Origin of the sequence: Croceibacterium soli, assembly GCF_009828065.1 — a bacterium.
Classification (GTDB): domain Bacteria; phylum Pseudomonadota; class Alphaproteobacteria; order Sphingomonadales; family Sphingomonadaceae; genus Croceibacterium_B; species Croceibacterium_B soli.
The window spans coordinates 327,219-342,947 of sequence record NZ_WTYK01000002.1; the positions used below are offsets into that span (position 1 = coordinate 327,219).

The following is a 15,729-nucleotide window of genomic DNA, read 5'->3' on the forward strand; positions in this document are numbered from 1 at the left end:
TGGGACGTCGTCCCGGGCCTGACCCGGGACCGCTGTCCGCTTGGTCGGACATCGCTTCCTGCGATCCCGGATCAAGTCCGGGATGACGGGGCCTTTTCTAAGCTTGCCCGGGGCCCTAAGGTCCGGCCCATGCTCCAGGTTCACCAGTTCCCCTGCCTCAGCGACAACTACGGCTTCCTGCTGCACGATCCGGAGAGCGGCGAGACCGCCTGCATCGATACGCCGGACGCCGAAGCCTACTTGCGCGAGGCGGCAGCGAAAGGCTGGCGGATCACGCAGATCTTGAACACCCACTGGCACCCCGATCACGCCGGCGGCAACAGAGCCATCAAGGCGGCCACCGGCTGCACGATCACAGCGCCGGAGGTCGACGCCCCAAAGATTGCCGGCGTCGACCGCACCGTTGCAGATGGCGACGCTGTGGCGCTCGGCGAATGGACTGCCCAGGTGATCGATGTCAGCGGGCACACCATGGGTCACATTGCCTACCACCTACCAGAAGCCGGCATCGCCTTCGTCGGCGACTCGCTGTTCGCGCTCGGCTGCGGGCGGATGTTCGAAGGCTCGCCTCCGCAGTTCTGGTCGAGCCTCTCACGGCTGAAGGCGCTGCCGCCTGAAACGACCCTCTACTGCGCGCACGAGTACACCCAGGCCAATGCCCGCTTCGCGCTGCACGCCGATCCCGAGAACGCGGCGCTGCAGGACTATGCGGCGGAGATCGCACGCAAGCGCGCTGCGGGCGAACCGACAGTTCCGATGAGCCTGAAGCGCGAGCTGGCGACCAATCCCTTCCTGCGCGCCGACACGCCGGAAATGCGCGCCCGCTGGGGCGGCTCCTCGCCGCCGGAGACGTTCGCTGCGCTGAGGGCGGCGAAGGACAGCTTCTAGCTGGAACTCGCTCTGTCGCGGGCGCGAAAAGCCCCCTCCTCTTCAGAGGAGGGGGGTTGGGGGTGGTGGAGGCACGCGAACCGTTCGCCCACCGCAGCACCACCCTGCTGCGACTAGGCTCGCCTTCGGCTCACCAAGTCTCGCTGCCCCTCCTCTGGAAGCGAAGCTGTCCCGAAGGGACAACAGGAGGGGTGGTCCTCCCGCCGAAGCGGCAGATTACATGCTGGCGATGATCTCGTCGGCCAGCTTGCGGTCCTCGGCCTGGCCGTGCTTCTCGGCGATCAACGAACGGGCGGCGAAGGCAGCGGTGGTCGCGACTTTGGCGCGGAGCTCCTCGACCGCGGCGCGCTCGGCGGCGGCGATCTTGTCCTTGGCCATCTGCTCGCGGCGGGCGATCATGTCGGTCGTGTCGGCTTCCGCCTTGGCGACGATCTGGTCGGCTTCGACTTTGGCGCGCTCGACCATGGCGGCGGCGTCCTTCTCGGCACCAGCAATCTTGGCCGCGTATTCGGCGCGGAGAGCCTCGGCTTCGGCGCGGAGCTTCTTCGCCTCGTCGAGCTGCTCGCGGATCGCCGCGATCTTGCGGTCGAGCCCGCCGGCGATCGTCTTGTGCACCTTCGCGCCAAACACGGCGATCAGGATCAGCACCAGCATCGATACCGCGACCCACTGATAGGGCGCGAGGCCCAGCAGGGACGGTTCGACGTGCACGGCGGCGCCGTGCTCGGCCGCCGCGTGGGCGCCGTGGTCGGCCGCCGCCGCGGCGAGGACTTGGAGTGTATCAGCCATGGGCCAGGACTTTCTTCACGGCGGCTTCGGCGTTCGGCCGCGCCACATCGATACCGGCCAGGCGGCGGGCGATGTCCTGCGCCGCGTCGGCCGCGATGCTTTCCACTTCGGCAGCCGCCTCGGCACGGGCCGCGGCGATCCGCTGCTCGGCACCGACCAGCGTTTCGTCGAGCCGCTTCTGCGCCGCAGCGAGCTTCTGCTCCGCCTGCACCGCAGCTTCGGCCTTGGCGGCGCTGATCAGGGCGTGGGCATCGGCGCGATTCTGGTTCTCGCGCTTGCGCCAGGCTTCTTCCTGCTGCTCGGCCAGGTCGCGGGCGGCCTGGGCAGCGGCAAGGTCTTCGGCGATCTGGCTGTCGCGCATGGCGACGGTGTCCATCACCTTCGGCACCATGCCCCGGCCGATGACCAGGAACACCAGGCCGAAGATGATCAGCAGCCAGAAGACCTGGCTGGAATAGGTTTCGGCAAGCTGGGCAATCTGAGGCATTGGCTGGTCCGGCTAATTGAAGAAACACATCCGGCGGACCCGATCGTCGGGCCCGCCACGTCGTGCAAATTCAATAACTTTAGGCGACGAAGATGAGGATCATCGCAACGACGAACGCCAGCAGGCCGAGAAGCTCGGCAGCGGCGAAGCCGATGAACAGGCGGCCCTGCTGGCCGTCTGCCGCGCCCGGGTTGCGCAGCGCGCTTTCGAGGAACGAGCCGAAGACGTTACCCACGCCGATGGCGGCCATACCAGCACCGATCGCCGCGAGACCGGCACCGATCAGCTTGGCTGCTTCCATTTCCATGATCAAACTCCTTTGAAATCTCTTGAGTGAATTGGTCTTAGTGAAGGTTTTCGGCGTCGTTGATGTAGAGCGAGGTCAACAGCGCGAAGACATAAGCCTGGATGCCGGCGACCAGGATCTCCAGCGCGCAGATGCCGACCATCAGCACGAAGCTGGGCAGGCCCACGAGAAGACCGAAGCCAATGCCGGCGTTCCAGCCGTCGATAACGAAGCTGGACAGCACTTCCAGCAGCACGTGCCCGGCCATCATGGCCACGAACAGACGCAGGCCGAGGCTGAACGGACGCACCATGAAGCTGATCAGCTCGATCGGGAAGATGATCGGGATCATCGGCCAGGGCGTGCCGTGCGGCACGAACAGGCTGAAGAAGTGAATGCCGTGCTTCCAGAAGCCGACGATCAGCACGATCGAGAAGCTGAGGATCGCCAGCACGCCGGTGACGGTGAAGTGGCTGGTGAAAGTGAACGGGTGCACCCCGACCAGGCCCAGCGGCAGCAGGCCGAGGACGTTGGCGAACAGGATGAACATGAACAGCGAGAAGATGTAGGGCACGTACTTGCGCCCGGCCTTGCCGACGTTCGCCTCCAGCATCCCGTCGATGAAGCCGGTGAAGCTTTCCACGGCCATCTGCCAGCGCCCGGGCACGAGCTGACGCTTCATGCCGCCGGCGACGAACACCCACAGCGCGACGGCGGAGATCGCCATCCACAACGCACTGTTGGTGAAGGCGATGTTGTAGCCCGCGAGCTCCCAGGCCTCCGAGCCGAACATGGGCTCGATGGTGAACTGGTGCATCGGATCGACTTTGGCTTCGGCTGCCACTTGTCTTCGTGTCCCCAACATTGCGAACACGGCGCCCCTCTCTCCGCCCCATTCGGGGTCAGTCGGGACGCCGGCTTGAAATCCGGATAATGTTCCTGAAGGCGACGACTATCCCGAAGAACAGCATCACCAACAGACCCCAGGGCGACGTACCCGCGAACCGGTCGATAACCCAACCGATCAGCGCGCCGCCAAGCATTCCCCCCAACAGCTCCGCGAGCACGCGATTACCGAGCTTGTACCCGGAATCCGCGCCCTGAACCTGCGGCTTGTTGCGCTGCTCTTCTCGCTCGCGCGCGGCCTTGAGCCGCTCTTCGAGCGCGTCGATCCGCGCATCTTCGCCGATGGGGTCCTGTTCGGGCTTTTCGTCGCTCATGCAGGTCTCCTTCCAAAGGAGTTTCCGGCATAGGCAATGAGTTGCCCGCCGAGGGCGCCGACCCCTTAGGCGGGGGTATTGGGCGAGTCAACCGGCAGCCCGGAGGTTCCGTCATTCGAGCCAACGAGTTGCTCTGCCGAGGCGGAGAGGCAGACCTGCAGACCCTCCGGCCGCCAGTCGCGCGTCAGATCGCCGCCGAGCTGGTGGCGCAGCGTCATGTCGACCAGACGGGTCCCGAAGCCAAGATGTTCCGGCACGCTGACGGGCGGCCCTCCCTGCTCGCTCCAGCACAGCCTGTACTGGTCGCCGATGGTCTCCCCGTGGACCCGCACCTGACCCGCCGGATCGCTGAAGGCGCCGTACTTGGCGGCGTTGGTGGCGAGCTCGTGCACCGCCAGCGAAAGCGCCGTGGCGGCGCTGTCCTTCAGCGGCGCATCGTCGCCTTCGATCACGATTCGCTCGCGCCCCTCAAGGGCATAAGGGCTGAGCAATTGTCGGACTATGCCGAGCACCGTCCCCTGAGCGGGGGAGCCATCGCGGCCATGCGGGCTGGCGTAATCGTGCGCTATGCTGAGCGCCGATATCCGATCGCCAAGCTCGGCGGCGAACGCTTCCGCCTCCGGATGCTGCCGCGCGGACATCGAGAGAAGCCCGCCTATGACAGCGAAGATGTTCTTGATCCGGTGGCTCAGTTCCTTGCTGGCGAGCTCGAGCTGCTCTGCGGCCGCCTTCTGCAAGTGGATGTCGGTGCAGGTCCCCATCCAGCGGATGATTGCCCCCTGCTCGTTACGGACGGGGTGCGCGCGGCCGAGCACCCAGCGGTACTCGGAAGATTGGTGCCTCAGGCGGTATTCGACTTCGAACGGATCGCCGCTCTGCAGGCTCCGCTCCCAACGCATGACCGCCTGCTCGCGATCGTCAGGGTGAACGAGGTGACCCCACTCCTCGCGGGTCGTCGTACCGACCGTGGCGCCGGTGAACTCGTACCAGCGCCGGTTGAAGAAATCGGGGTCGCCATCGGGGCGGGTCGACCAGATCATCTGGTCGACCGATTCGATGATGTCGGACAGAAGGGCGCGGCTTTCCTCCAGCTCGCGCTCGATCCGCTTGCGCTCGGTGATCTCGAGAAACAGCACGGCGAACCGCTCCCCGCCGACGGCATGGGCCCGTGCCTCATATGAGCGGTTGTTCAGCGCCGGCACCTCGATCTCGAACGCCACGGGTTCGCCGGTATCGACCACGGTTTCGTAGCGCCGCATCACATCTTCCGGGAAATCGGCGATGACCTCCCGCGCGCGATGGGAGAGAACCTCATCGGCACCAAAGCCGGTCTGTTCGCTGAAGGCGTCGTTGATCTCGAGGAAGACGAAGTCGGCCGCCCGGCCATCCGCGCCGCGGATCAGTTCGCCCACGAAGAAGCCTTCGCGGATCCTGCGAAACAGGTCGCGGCAATGCTCCTCGGTCAGCGCGAACGCGCATTCAGACGTTTCCGACGCCAACTCAGCCATCCTGGTAGCCGCTCCTTTAGCGAGCGGAACGAATCGTCGCGCGCAGATGTTCCTGCCCGCCCGCAGAGGCGGGCGCGGCAGTGGTAGACCCGGTGGGCTCAACCGCCCGGGATTAGCTCAGGGGCAACGCGGGTCGCGGAGGGGCGGGCCGGAGCCGCGGGTCTGCCAGCTTCCGTCCGGCGCCTGGTACTTCTCCCCCGGCGCGGTGCGGGCGATCGCCAGGCAGCCGGCGGTGAAGGCATATTCCTGCAGCGTCGCCTTCGCGGCCTGCGCCTTTTCGGCATAGACCGCCCGGCGCTTGATGTTGATGTCGTCGACCATCTTGCGCAGCGCGGCATCGCCGCCGCCGACCACGCCGAGATAACCGTCCATCTTTTCGCCGACGAGCCCGGCCTGGCGGGCCGAATCGTAGCCCGGATCACGCTGCGCGAAGGCAGGCGAAGCGATCCCGGAAAGCGCGAGCGCCGCGGCCGAGAAGGCCCATGCAGCACGAGTAAACCCAGTTTTCATGACGCTCTCCATCGAAGGATATTGGGCCACCAGAAGATATTTGGCCATCAGAAGATATCCGCATTCTCGTCGATCGTGTTCCCGGCGTCTGCAGCCAGGCGATAAATCACTTCCTGCGTGATGTTGATGTTGAGCTCTATCACGATCGGCTCGCTGGGAGCGTTCACCGAGATACAGCCCGTAGCCAGGCCGCTGCCCAACATCGCCATCAGCACCGTGCCTGCCCGCCTCGTCCCAATCATCGGGGACTTATGCGGTGGACAGGCCCGGTTGGTCAATTTGGGGATCTTCATGGCAGTTCCTCGCTTTCGCGGCGCTGAATGGCGGGTTCATCGGGGATGGGGACCGGCGGAGTGCCCGGAGGCTCCTGCTCGGCCTCGGTGGTCTGGCGGCGGATGGCGTTGCCTAACTCGTCGATCAGGCCGAGATCGCGCGGATCGCGCACGGCGGCGGGATCGTACATCGACTTGATCGAAGTGATGAGCTGGTAGAACGGCGCCCGGATATTGACGACGAAGCGGAACGGCAGCTTGGCGATCCGCCGGGTGATGAAGTTGCTGGTCGCCCCTTCCCCCTGGCTCACACCGTCGAAGCGCACGCGGGTGACGATCTCGCCGGTCAGCGGCCCGTCCATCGCTACGGTCATGCGCGTGTAGTCGAGCGAGCGGAGCGCATCGAAAGCGATGTTGGCCATCGGCGAGAGGTCTTCGTAAGTCAGCGCACCGACGTAAGCGACATTGCCGCCGGGAGGGCGCGAGACCAGGCGGCCCCCTTCGATCCGCCCGTTGCCGTCCTGATCGAAAATCAGCGGCATGGTTCCGTCGAACACTCCAGTGGCGCTGATGTTCTCGAGCTCCATGCGCTCGACGAACTGCGAGGCTTCGAGCCCGACGATCTCGAGGATGTAGGCGCGCACCTCGCTCATCCCGAGGTTGAGCGTGACCGGGCGCAGCGTCAGCGTGCCGCCCATGAACGGCCATGTGCCGCCGGTAACCTGCAGGACTTCCCCATTGCGGATCTCTATGCCGATCTCACCGTCGAACACCTCGATCCCTGGGTTGACCGAGGCGACGGCGATCCGCTGGTCCCGAGCGGTGGTGAGCCCGAGCAGGTCGGTGAAGACGAGCGTACCCGAAGCGCCGCGCACGGGTCCGAACGCGGCGGCGAAGTCCAGCGACTCGCTGGAGAACGAACCGGTGCTGGTGACGCCGCTCTCGTTCCAATCGATCCGCCCGTTCCCTGTGACGGTGCCGGAGACGTTGGCCACCACACCAAGGGCCAGCCGCGTGAGATCGGTCGGCTGGTAGCCCGGACCGAACTCGACGCCAGGCACGGCGAGGTCCGCGTGACCGCGGCCGGTGGCGAGATCGTGGCGCAGATCGAGCCGGGTCACGAGGCGGTCGCCCGCCGGCTCGCGCAGGTCCGCCTGGGCTGTGATCAGGTTGTCCTGCAGGACCAGCGTCGCTCCGCGTGCGGCGAGCGGCTCGAAGCGGGCGGCCTCCTGCCTATCGACCAGGCGGAAGGATCCGTCGGCTATGCTGAGCCTGCCGGCGGTATAGTCCCAGTTGCCCTCCGCCCCGAGCAGATCGAGCGGCACTGCGTAGAGACGCACGTCGGTGCCGGCGAAACGGCCGGAGATGTTCTTGCCGATCTGGGCAGTGAGGTTGGCGATGGCGAAGCTCGTGGCGGTGTCGCTCGGCCCGAGGGTGACCTGCAACTCGCGCGCGGACAGTGCCCCGGGATAGGCGAAGCCCACAGGGCCGCTGCGGACCGCGATGGGCGTCTCGCCCAGCAGCCCTGCCACGTCCAGCGACGGTGCCCCGGCGGCGATCTGCAGCCCCGACGCGCCGTAGCGGACCATTGCCCGACCCGGCGGCGGGCACAATGTGAGCCGGTTGCGCTGGAGCGTGACGTTGGCGAAGCGCAGCGAATCGAACCGGATCTGCGCGCACTGCCGCCACAGGGCCAGCCCCGACGCCCCTGACCAGTTGCCGGAGAGCGGCAGCAGCAGGTCTTCGGCATGGCCGCCCGGCAGGTTGCCGCTGAGCAGCGCGCGGCCGGAGAAGCCGAGCCGGTCCCCTTCCGAAACAAGGGCGAGCGAGGGGATGGCGAGCCGCCCACCCTCGGCCTCGTAGGTCGCCATTGCCAGGCGGGCGGTGAAGCCGAGGGTGCCACGCCGCTCGATCCGTCCTTCGACGCGCGGCAGGTCGCGTCCACCGGTCGCGAAGTTGCCCGCCAGGCGCGGAAGGCCGCCGCCGCTGTCGCCGTACTGGAAGCGAGAAAGCGACAGGACCCGCTGGCCGCTGCCGCCTGTCACGGCGGCTTGCGGGATCACCAGGCTCACCACGCCGCCGGTCTTGCGGAAACTCGCCTGGCCGGAAAGCGTGCTGCCGGTCGCTTCGCGCAGCAGACCGCCGCGCAGCTTGCGCAGGATCGCGCCGAGCAGCGTACCGTCCGCCGCTTCCGCCGCCTGCCCGATCGTCTCGTCCAGCCCGGCTCCTGGCCGCACGCCGGCGCCGCTGAAATCCGCCTGCAGGCGCAGCCAGTCGAAGCCGTCGCCGGCCCGTACGGTGCCTTCGGCGGAAATCGAGGCGACTTGCGCCTGCGGATGGGCCAGTCCTTCCCCGGCGAACTCGTATCCGGCGGTCAGTTCGCCGCCGCGGAAGGATATCTGGCTATCGAAGCGCAGCGCGTTGACGGCGGCCTCGGCGAAGCGCGCGGCGCGCATGTCGCCGGAGAGCTTGCCTTCGAGGCCGGTTAGGTCACGGTCGAACCTCGCCTCGGCCGCGAGCGTGGTCCGCGCCAGCGCCACCGCGCCGTCCCCGCAGTCGAGCGAGGCCAGCCTCAGCGGGCCCTTGAAGGTCGGCCGCTCGGCATCGATGCCGACCGCGCCGAACAGGGTCGTGCCGGCAAGCTCGCATTCGCCGAGCGTCAGCTCGGGCGCAGTCGCGGCCAGTTCGCCGCGGAACCCGCCCCGCAAGTGCCCTTCGCCCGCCAGGCGCAATCCCACAGGACCGTAATCGGTTTCGAGCAGCCCGCGCCCGTCCCGGATGTGGATTACGAAGTTCGGGAATTCGAACGGCCCCTCCTCGCCGGTAAAGAGCAGGGGATCGAGCGCGCCGAAGCTGAGCTCGCCGTCGATCCAGGTGCCGAAGATGCGCGGACGGGTGAGCCGGAGGCGGCCGATCGTGGGCCAGCCGAAGCGGTAGCGGACGATCACCTCGGCCCGCTCTATCGTCAAGCTGGGGCGCCGCGGATCGCCGACGACGATATTCCGCAGGACCTGGCGCCGGCCGCCGATTCGCTCGATCTCGTATGTCGCCGCGATCCCGCGTGCTTCGAGCTCGCTGGCGATGAGGTTCTCGGCGATGCGTTCGCGCTGCAGCCAGAAGGCGAGGAAGGCCAGGCCGAGGATGACCAGAAGGGGTGCAAGTACCCATCGCCGCCAGAAGGAACGACGCCGTTCCGCCGCAACCGGGCCTGCCGTAACCGCAGTGGTGTCGCTCACGGCTTCCTGCACCATCGTGCCCCACTTGCGCGCAAGCCGCCGCAAAGGCAATGCCGCGGAGGGCCAGGGGGGAGCGAAACTTGTCCGGTAAGCAGCCCGAACAGGCGCGCGGAAGCGCGGATCATGGCGGCAGCGGCCACCGCGCGCGGCTGCGCCGCCGTCTGCTGGACGGCGGGGCCGAAGCGCTGGCGGACTACGAGGTGCTCGAATACCTGCTGTTCGCCGCCCGCCCGCGCGGCGACACGAAGCCCACGGCCAAAGCCCTGCTCGCGCGCTTCGGTTCGCTTTCGGCCGTGCTCAACGCCGATCACCATGCGCTCGCCGAAGTGGAGGGCATGGGCGAAGTAAGCGCGGCGTCGCTGAAGATCGTCGCCCTGGCCGCCCGCCGCATGGCGCGCAGCGAAGTGCGGCAGAAGCCGGTGCTCGGCAGCTGGCAGGCACTGATCGACTACCTGGCGATCGACATGGCGCACCTGACGGTCGAGCGTGTGCGGGTGCTCTATCTCGATGCGCGCAACCGGCTGATCCTCGATCACCACGTCGGCGACGGGTCGATCGACGAAGCGGCGATCCATCCGCGCGAGGTGGTCAAGAAAGCGCTGGAGGTCGGCGCGACGGCGCTGATCCTGGTCCACAACCACCCCAGCGGCTGCCCCGAACCGAGCCGCGCCGACATCCAGATCACCGGCCGCATCGCCGAAGCCGGCCGGCTGATCGGCATCACCGTGCACGACCACGTGATCGTCGGGCGCGAAGGCCACGTTTCGCTGCGCGCCAAGGGGTTGATCTAGGAACGGTCAGTCGAGATCGAAGCCATAACGGGCGTAGACCGGGATTTCCGCGGGGATGCGCGCGATCGCTTCGCGAATGTCCTTCTCGCCCTCCTTGTCTCCACTTGCCCGCCGGATCAATCCTCGCAGAAGCAGCGAATGGTGCTGTCCCGGCTCGGCGGCGAGCGCCGCGTTGGCATCGGCGAGCGCCCTGCCGTAATCTCCGGCCCGCAGGAACGCGAGGGCGCGGCTGTCGAGCACCGGCGCAGGGAATGGCGCCGCTTCCACGGCGCGTGTGCAGACGCTCTCAGCCTCCTCCAGCGCTACCTGCCACGCCGCCATGTGCCAGCATTTGGCGTTGAGTATCTGCGGATCGTCCGCCCGCTCGGCGAGGATCTTGTCGATGCGCTCGAGCCCGGCAGCTGCCCTGCCCTCCCAGCTGTCGAACTCCGCCAGGACGAGCTCAAGCGAATGGCGCACCTGCTGGTCTCCATCCTGCTGCTCAATCAGCGCGCGGGCTCCTTCGATATCGCCGGTATCCGCCATCGCATAAGCGAGCGCGATCGCCCGACCCGGATTAGGGTCCAGTTCCCAGGCCTTCTGCAGATCGTCCCGCGATTTGTCGCGTTGGCGCAGTTCAGCGAACACCATTGAGCGAGCCTGGAGGAGGTCGGCCGAACTCTGCATTTCTACCGCGGCCGTGTAGTCCGCCAGCGCTCCGGCCAAGTCGTAAGTGCCCCGCCGGAATCGCGCACGATTGAGGTAGTGCTCGACCTCGTCCGGCTCCCGGTCGATCTGCTCCTGGTAGGCCCGTTCGACCCGGGTCAATGCGCTGCGATCCGTCGCGCCTGCGTAGTGCCAGCGCCGCCGGGCGCCGGCGGGTGCCGTCAGAACGAGCTGATTGCGCGAAAGCGATGCGGCGCGCTGCTTCTCGGCCGCAATCCGCTCCACCGGCAGTTCCCCGCCGAGATGTATGATCCTCTCGTTTATCGTCAGGGTGTCCTGCTCCAGCCGAGCCGAACGGACCAGGTGCATCCCTGCCAAAGTCTGGTCGATTTCGGTGGCCCCTGTCAGGACGAAACCGTCACCCGGCAGGTGATGGCGGAACGTTACGACGCCCGCGGTCGGATGTCCCAGTTGCACCGGAATATCGCGCCATTGCCGGCGGGCCCGATCGGGAGCGAAGGCGATCTTGCTGCCCGGAAGGTCGAACGTCTGCTCGCCGCGGCCGCCTTCCCACTTGGTCAGTGATGTCATCAGACCTTCGACCACGACGGTTAGCTCGCTGTCGTCCGAACCTTCGATCGGATCGACGGAAAGGACCTGCGACATGCCGAGGATCGGGTGGACTATGTCTGAACCGGCCTCGATCATTTGCTCGTCGCTGATGTTGGCGAACCCGGCGTTGAACATCGCGGCGGCGGGACCGACGAGTTCGAGCCGCGCCTTGTACAATACCGGAATGTCTATCCCGGCGGTCTGATCGAAGTCGATCTCCACCTGCAAATCGGGAACGCGAGGCAGAACCTGCCGGATCTGCTCCAGCTCCGCGCCGGATGCCCTGAGCGGTAGAGCGTATCCGAAGGGCGGGACATTCCCCGCCACCCGCACATTGGCACCCGCCGAGGTGCCATCCAGCCAATAATCCGCGCCATCGATGCGTGCCCGCACGAGGACATGGTCGAAGGCGGCCGCCATCGGCAGCAATTCGGGCAGGCGGTCCCCGCCGACTGACGAGACCAGCACCGGTTCGGCTTCAATGCCCAACTGGTCCAACAGGGACAGCAGCAGCAGTGTCTTGGCCTTGCAATCGCCGTAGCGCAGTTGCCAGGTATCCGTGGGCGACTGCGGCAGATAGTTCCCGCCGTCGAGGCCGTTGGCGAGGTAGCCGATTTCCTCCTGCACGAGCTCAAGCGCCGCAACCGCCTGCGCCAGTGCCCCGGAGTGGGCCCCGCGAACGGCGCTCGCCCGGGCGGCCAGTTCGCTTCCGGGAGCGATTGTCCCGTCCACGCGGTAGTAGGGCTCCATCACCCGCGATACTTCACCCCAATCTTCGAAGGTGCCGATCTGCAGGATCGCCGGCAGGTGGTACCGAGGAGGCGCGTCCCTCGGCATCTCTTCCGCTTTCATGAGGGGCAGACGGAGCTCCAGCCAGCGGTAGCCCCCGCTCTCCTCAAGCTTGGGAAGCTCGACTCCGCGGGTCGCCGCGAAGCCGACCTTCGCCGTGGCGGGCCAGGAGGCCTGGATGCGGGCGAAGCCGGCACGAAAGTCGGGCTCGCGGAACAAGTGGTTAAGGCTCTGGACCTCGCGCCCTAGGGCTTGATCTGAAAGCGAGGTCGTATAGCGGACCCGCAATACGTCGCCGACCTGCAACCCGGGGACCGGCATCGTCGCGGTGAATTCGCCGTCGAGTACCCGCTGCTCCAGGGAGGTTTCGCGTCTGAGGACATCGAGACGGCGCCCCTGCGCCAGAACGTCGATAGTCTCGCCTCCGCGCAATATCGTCACCTCGTGGACGATGAGATCGCCCTTGTCGGGTAGCCACGTCGCGGTGAGCGTCCCCAGTTCGGTGAGTTCCTGCGGCGTTCCCACGCGCACGGCCGTGTCGAGGTAGCGCCAGAGCGTCCCTTCCTCGAGCCGCAGTTGCTGATCGAACACCTGTAGATTGCCGGATCTGGCCGAAGGATTGGAAGGCAGGCTGGCCTTCTCGACCCACTCCGGCGCCGGACGGTAGAGGATCTCCTCACCCGCCAGAGCCGATGTGTGCATCAGGCTCGCGCCCACGCAGGCTGCCGCCGCCAGAAATCTGACTCTCACTGTCGCCCCCCGTCGAATCCCTGCGAGCCAGCCTAAAGCAAACGCCCGGCGGAGCAACGATCTCAATTACCACCCTAACGACCCGGGCGAGAGCTCGGCTCTGCTGGCAAGGGGACATTTGAAACGCTCGCGCTTGCCATTTGCTGCGCTGCCTCCTAGCCGCCGCGCTGTCCCGACAACTACATCCCAGCACCCGGAGCTACCGATGGTCCCCCGTTATTCCCGCCCTGCCATGACCGCGATCTGGGAGCCCGAGGCGAAGTATCGCATCTGGTTCGAGATCGAGGCCCATGCGACCGAGAAGCTCGGCGAACTGGGCGTGGTGCCGGAAAGCGCGGCCAAGGCGCTGTGGGACTGGTGGAAGACCGATCCGAAGATCGATGTCGAGGCGATCGACGCCATCGAGGCCGTGACCAAGCACGACGTGATCGCCTTCCTCACCTGGGTGGCGGAGAACGTGGGCGAACAGGCCCGCTTCATGCACCAGGGCATGACCAGCTCCGACGTGCTCGACACCACCCTGGCTGTGCAACTCGCCCGCTCCGCGGATCTCCTGATCGAGGATCTCGACCAGCTCCTCACCGCGCTGCAGCGCCGGGCGGAAGAGCACAAGTACACGCCGACCATCGGCCGCAGCCACGGCATCCATGCCGAACCGGTGACCTTCGGCCTCAAGCTGGCGCAGGCCCATGCCGAGTTCGCCCGCTGCCGCAAGCGCCTCGTCGCCGCGCGCGAGGAGATCGCCACTTGTGCGATCAGCGGCGCGGTCGGCACCTTCGCCAACATCGATCCGGCGGTGGAGGAGCATGTCGCCGAGCGCCTCGGCCTGCAGCCGGAGACGATCTCCACCCAGGTGATCCCGCGCGACCGCCATGCGATGTTCTTCGCCGTGCTGGGCGTCATCGCCAGCTCGATCGAGCGTCTGGCGATCGAAGTGCGCCACCTGCAGCGGACCGAAGTGCTGGAGGCGGAAGAGTACTTCTCGCCCGGCCAGAAGGGCTCCAGCGCCATGCCGCACAAGCGCAACCCGATTCTGACCGAGAACCTCACCGGCCTCGCTCGCGTGGTACGCGGCGCCGCGGTTCCGGCGATGGAAAACGTCGCGCTGTGGCACGAGCGGGACATCTCCCACTCCTCCGTCGAGCGGTTCATCGGGCCGGACGCGTGCATCACGCTCGACTTCGCGCTCGCCCGCCTGACCAGCGTCGTCGACAAGCTGCTCGTCTATCCCGAGCGGATGCAGAAGAACCTCGATCGGATGGGCGGCCTAGTCCACTCGCAGCGCGTGCTGCTGGCGCTCACCCAGGCGGGCGTCAGCCGCGAGGACGCCTACCGGCTGGTCCAGCGCAACGCGATGAAAGTGTGGGAGTCCGACGGCGCGCTGTCCCTGCTCGAGCTGCTCAAGGCCGATCCCGAAGTGAACGCGGCGCTGTCCGACGCGGAGCTCGAGGAGCGGTTCGACCTGGAGTACCATTTCAGGCAGGTGGACCGCATCTTCGAACGCGTGTTCGGCTGAGGGCGTAACCCCTTGGGGAACCGGCGTCCTCTTTCCTTCCAGCACCAACGGCCCTAGCATCCTCGCACGGCGGGATAGGAGAATAGGCGCGATGCAAATCGTTCGAACGATCGTCTGGGTGCTGCTCCTGGTGGCGCTGCTGGTGTTTTCCGCGTTCAACTGGAAGCCGGTGGAAGTGAAGATCTGGGAAGGGCTGGTGCTCGAAACAAAGATCCCCGCGCTTGTGGTGATCTCCTTCCTGATCGGCCTGGTGCCGATGTGGATGCTCCATCGGGCGAACCGGTTCTACATGAGCCGCCGGATCGCCTCGCTCGAAACCGCAGCGCGCAGCGCCGCGGTGACCCCGGTTGCACCGCCCGCTCCCGTCGAGGAGCACGGGACCGACCGCACGCTCGCCCGCGAGCACAGGCCGGACCACGCGTCCGAGCGGCCGAACCCTCTGCAGGCGGACGACCGTTGAGCAATCCCGTATACCTGGCACTCGATCTTCCGCAGCTCGACGCGGCGAAAGCGCTGGCCGAGAAGGTCAAGGCGCACGTCGGCGGGTTCAAGCTCGGCCTCGAATTCTTCTGCGCGCACGGCCATCACGGCGTGCACGAGATCGCCCATCTCGGCCTGCCGATCTTTCTCGACCTCAAGCTGCATGACATCCCCAATACCGTCGCCGGCGCGATGCAGGCGATCCACGTGCTCGAACCGGCGATCGTTACCGTCCATGCCTGCGGCGGGCGCGCCATGATGGAAGACGCCAAGGCCGCTGCCGGTAGCGGCACAAAAGTGGTCGCCGTGACGATGCTCACCAGCCTGGACGAGCGCGATCTCGAACGGACCGGCGTGGCCGGCAGCGCGCACGACCAAGTCATGCGGCTGGCCGACCTGGCCCATGCCGCCGGGCTCGACGGGATCGTCTGCTCGGGCGAGGAAGTCGGCGCAGTCCGCCGCCAGTGGAAGGACGGCTTCTTCGTCGTCCCCGGCCTGCGCCCCGCCGGCAGCGCGGTCGGCGATCAGAAGCGCGTCGTCACCCCGCGCCAGGCCCGCGATGACGGCGCCAGCGTCCTGGTCATCGGCCGCCCGATCAGCCGCGCCGAAGAACCGGCCACCGCCGCCCGGGCCATCGAAGCTACGCTGTGAGGTGAGCAACTGCCTCCTTCGCGCTCCTCGCGAAAGGCTTTTTTGCGCGCGCAGAGGCGCAGAGGCGCGGAGGACGTTCCTCTCAGCTCGTCGTCCCCACGAACGCGGGAGTTCAGGGACGAATAGGACCATAGGTTCCCGCTTTCGCGGGAGTGACAAAGGAGGGGGAGCGCTCTGCGCCTCTGCGAGCGCCTTCTTTCAACAGTCTGGTCTCTCGGTCGTTACCGACCTCCTCGTTATGCCCGCGAAGGCGGCCATGATGAGGCATTCACACGCGGCGAACTCGACTCCCGCGCAAA

The 15,729-nt window shown here is 66.9% G+C and carries 15 protein-coding genes; 5 read left to right on the forward strand and 10 right to left on the reverse strand.

What is annotated here, in order from left to right; all coding sequences use genetic code 11:
- Positions 1–129: 129 nt before the first annotated feature.
- Positions 130–888 (forward strand): hydroxyacylglutathione hydrolase, encoded by a 759-nt coding sequence (gene gloB, locus GRI75_RS04725; protein WP_160745801.1) that lies wholly within the window; start codon positions 130–132, stop codon positions 886–888.
- Positions 889–1,104: 216 nt separating this feature from the next.
- On the opposite strand, the gene GRI75_RS04730 is transcribed toward gloB, so the two are convergent.
- The 9 genes from GRI75_RS04730 to GRI75_RS04770 form a co-directional block, all read right to left on the reverse strand.
- Positions 1,105–1,677 (reverse strand): F0F1 ATP synthase subunit B family protein, encoded by a 573-nt coding sequence (locus GRI75_RS04730; RefSeq protein WP_160745802.1) that lies wholly within the window; start codon positions 1,675–1,677, stop codon positions 1,105–1,107.
- Positions 1,670–2,164 carry a F0F1 ATP synthase subunit B family protein gene (locus GRI75_RS04735; RefSeq protein ID WP_160745803.1) on the reverse strand — a complete coding sequence of 165 codons (495 nt, stop codon included), beginning with the start codon at positions 2,162–2,164 and terminating at the stop codon, positions 1,670–1,672. The genes GRI75_RS04730 and GRI75_RS04735 overlap by 8 nt, the downstream gene beginning before the upstream one ends.
- Before the next feature lie 79 nt (positions 2,165–2,243).
- Positions 2,244–2,471 carry a F0F1 ATP synthase subunit C gene (locus GRI75_RS04740; protein ID WP_006832363.1) on the reverse strand — a complete coding sequence of 76 codons (228 nt, stop codon included), beginning with the start codon at positions 2,469–2,471 and terminating at the stop codon, positions 2,244–2,246.
- Between the two features lie 37 nt (positions 2,472–2,508).
- Positions 2,509–3,315: a F0F1 ATP synthase subunit A gene (locus tag GRI75_RS04745; protein ID WP_202389617.1), complete on the reverse strand. Its 807-nt coding sequence runs from the start codon at positions 3,313–3,315 to the stop codon at positions 2,509–2,511.
- 37 nt (positions 3,316–3,352) lie between these two features.
- Positions 3,353–3,670 (reverse strand): AtpZ/AtpI family protein, encoded by a 318-nt coding sequence (locus GRI75_RS04750; protein WP_160745805.1) that lies wholly within the window; start codon positions 3,668–3,670, stop codon positions 3,353–3,355.
- 65 nt (positions 3,671–3,735) lie between these two features.
- Positions 3,736–5,178, reverse strand: a complete 1,443-nt coding sequence (locus GRI75_RS04755) for a sensor histidine kinase (protein WP_160745806.1) — start codon at positions 5,176–5,178, stop codon at positions 3,736–3,738.
- Between the two features lie 117 nt (positions 5,179–5,295).
- Entirely contained in the window at positions 5,296–5,700 is a 405-nt protein-coding gene (locus GRI75_RS04760) for a YdbL family protein (RefSeq protein WP_407925131.1), read from the reverse strand.
- Positions 5,701–5,735: 35 nt separating this feature from the next.
- Positions 5,736–5,897, reverse strand: a complete 162-nt coding sequence (locus GRI75_RS04765) for a YnbE family lipoprotein (protein ID WP_407925132.1) — start codon at positions 5,895–5,897, stop codon at positions 5,736–5,738.
- Positions 5,898–5,977: 80 nt separating this feature from the next.
- Positions 5,978–9,211 carry a YdbH domain-containing protein gene (locus GRI75_RS04770; protein ID WP_160745807.1) on the reverse strand — a complete coding sequence of 1,078 codons (3,234 nt, stop codon included), beginning with the start codon at positions 9,209–9,211 and terminating at the stop codon, positions 5,978–5,980.
- 35 nt (positions 9,212–9,246) lie between these two features.
- On the opposite strand from GRI75_RS04770, the gene radC reads away from it, so the two are divergent.
- Positions 9,247–9,987: a RadC family protein gene (radC, locus tag GRI75_RS04775; RefSeq protein WP_160745808.1), complete on the forward strand. Its 741-nt coding sequence runs from the start codon at positions 9,247–9,249 to the stop codon at positions 9,985–9,987.
- 6 nt (positions 9,988–9,993) lie between these two features.
- Here radC and GRI75_RS04780 read toward each other — a convergent pair whose 3' ends face one another.
- The gene (locus GRI75_RS04780) at positions 9,994–12,735 is read right to left on the reverse strand and encodes a DUF3857 domain-containing protein (protein WP_160745809.1); all 2,742 of its coding nucleotides are present in this window, start codon (positions 12,733–12,735) and stop codon (positions 9,994–9,996) included.
- 253 nt (positions 12,736–12,988) lie between these two features.
- Between GRI75_RS04780 and purB the strand changes: the two genes are divergently transcribed.
- From purB to pyrF, 3 genes are all read left to right on the forward strand, one after another.
- Positions 12,989–14,299 (forward strand): adenylosuccinate lyase, encoded by a 1,311-nt coding sequence (purB, locus tag GRI75_RS04785; RefSeq protein ID WP_160745810.1) that lies wholly within the window; start codon positions 12,989–12,991, stop codon positions 14,297–14,299.
- Between the two features lie 91 nt (positions 14,300–14,390).
- Entirely contained in the window at positions 14,391–14,759 is a 369-nt protein-coding gene (locus GRI75_RS04790; RefSeq protein ID WP_160745811.1) for a hypothetical protein, read from the forward strand.
- The gene (gene pyrF, locus GRI75_RS04795) at positions 14,756–15,430 is read left to right on the forward strand and encodes an orotidine-5'-phosphate decarboxylase (protein WP_160745812.1); all 675 of its coding nucleotides are present in this window, start codon (positions 14,756–14,758) and stop codon (positions 15,428–15,430) included. Before GRI75_RS04790 ends, pyrF begins: the two co-directional genes overlap by 4 nt.
- The last annotated feature ends 299 nt before the right edge of the window (positions 15,431–15,729 follow it).

Bases quoted from the DNA above. Each gene is read 5' to 3' on its own strand.
- GRI75_RS04770 (WP_160745807.1), bottom strand. From the start codon at position 9,211: ATGGTGCAGGAAGCCGTGAGCGACACCACTGCGGTTACGGCAGGCCCG.
- GRI75_RS04760 (WP_407925131.1), bottom strand. From the start codon at position 5,700: ATGGAGAGCGTCATGAAAACTGGGTTTACTCGTGCTGCATGGGCCTTC.
- gloB (WP_160745801.1), top strand. From the start codon at position 130: ATGCTCCAGGTTCACCAGTTCCCCTGCCTCAGCGACAACTACGGCTTC.
- GRI75_RS04730 (WP_160745802.1), bottom strand. From the start codon at position 1,677: ATGGCTGATACACTCCAAGTCCTCGCCGCGGCGGCGGCCGACCACGGC.
- GRI75_RS04755 (WP_160745806.1), bottom strand. From the start codon at position 5,178: ATGGCTGAGTTGGCGTCGGAAACGTCTGAATGCGCGTTCGCGCTGACC.
- purB (WP_160745810.1), top strand. From the start codon at position 12,989: ATGGTCCCCCGTTATTCCCGCCCTGCCATGACCGCGATCTGGGAGCCC.
- GRI75_RS04750 (WP_160745805.1), bottom strand. From the start codon at position 3,670: ATGAGCGACGAAAAGCCCGAACAGGACCCCATCGGCGAAGATGCGCGG.
- GRI75_RS04740 (WP_006832363.1), bottom strand. From the start codon at position 2,471: ATGGAAATGGAAGCAGCCAAGCTGATCGGTGCCGGTCTCGCGGCGATC.
- GRI75_RS04735 (WP_160745803.1), bottom strand. From the start codon at position 2,164: ATGCCTCAGATTGCCCAGCTTGCCGAAACCTATTCCAGCCAGGTCTTC.
- GRI75_RS04780 (WP_160745809.1), bottom strand. From the start codon at position 12,735: ATGCACACATCGGCTCTGGCGGGTGAGGAGATCCTCTACCGTCCGGCG.
- GRI75_RS04790 (WP_160745811.1), top strand. From the start codon at position 14,391: ATGCAAATCGTTCGAACGATCGTCTGGGTGCTGCTCCTGGTGGCGCTG.
- GRI75_RS04765 (WP_407925132.1), bottom strand. From the start codon at position 5,897: ATGGCGATGTTGGGCAGCGGCCTGGCTACGGGCTGTATCTCGGTGAAC.
- radC (WP_160745808.1), top strand. From the start codon at position 9,247: ATGCCGCGGAGGGCCAGGGGGGAGCGAAACTTGTCCGGTAAGCAGCCC.
- GRI75_RS04745 (WP_202389617.1), bottom strand. From the start codon at position 3,315: ATGTTGGGGACACGAAGACAAGTGGCAGCCGAAGCCAAAGTCGATCCG.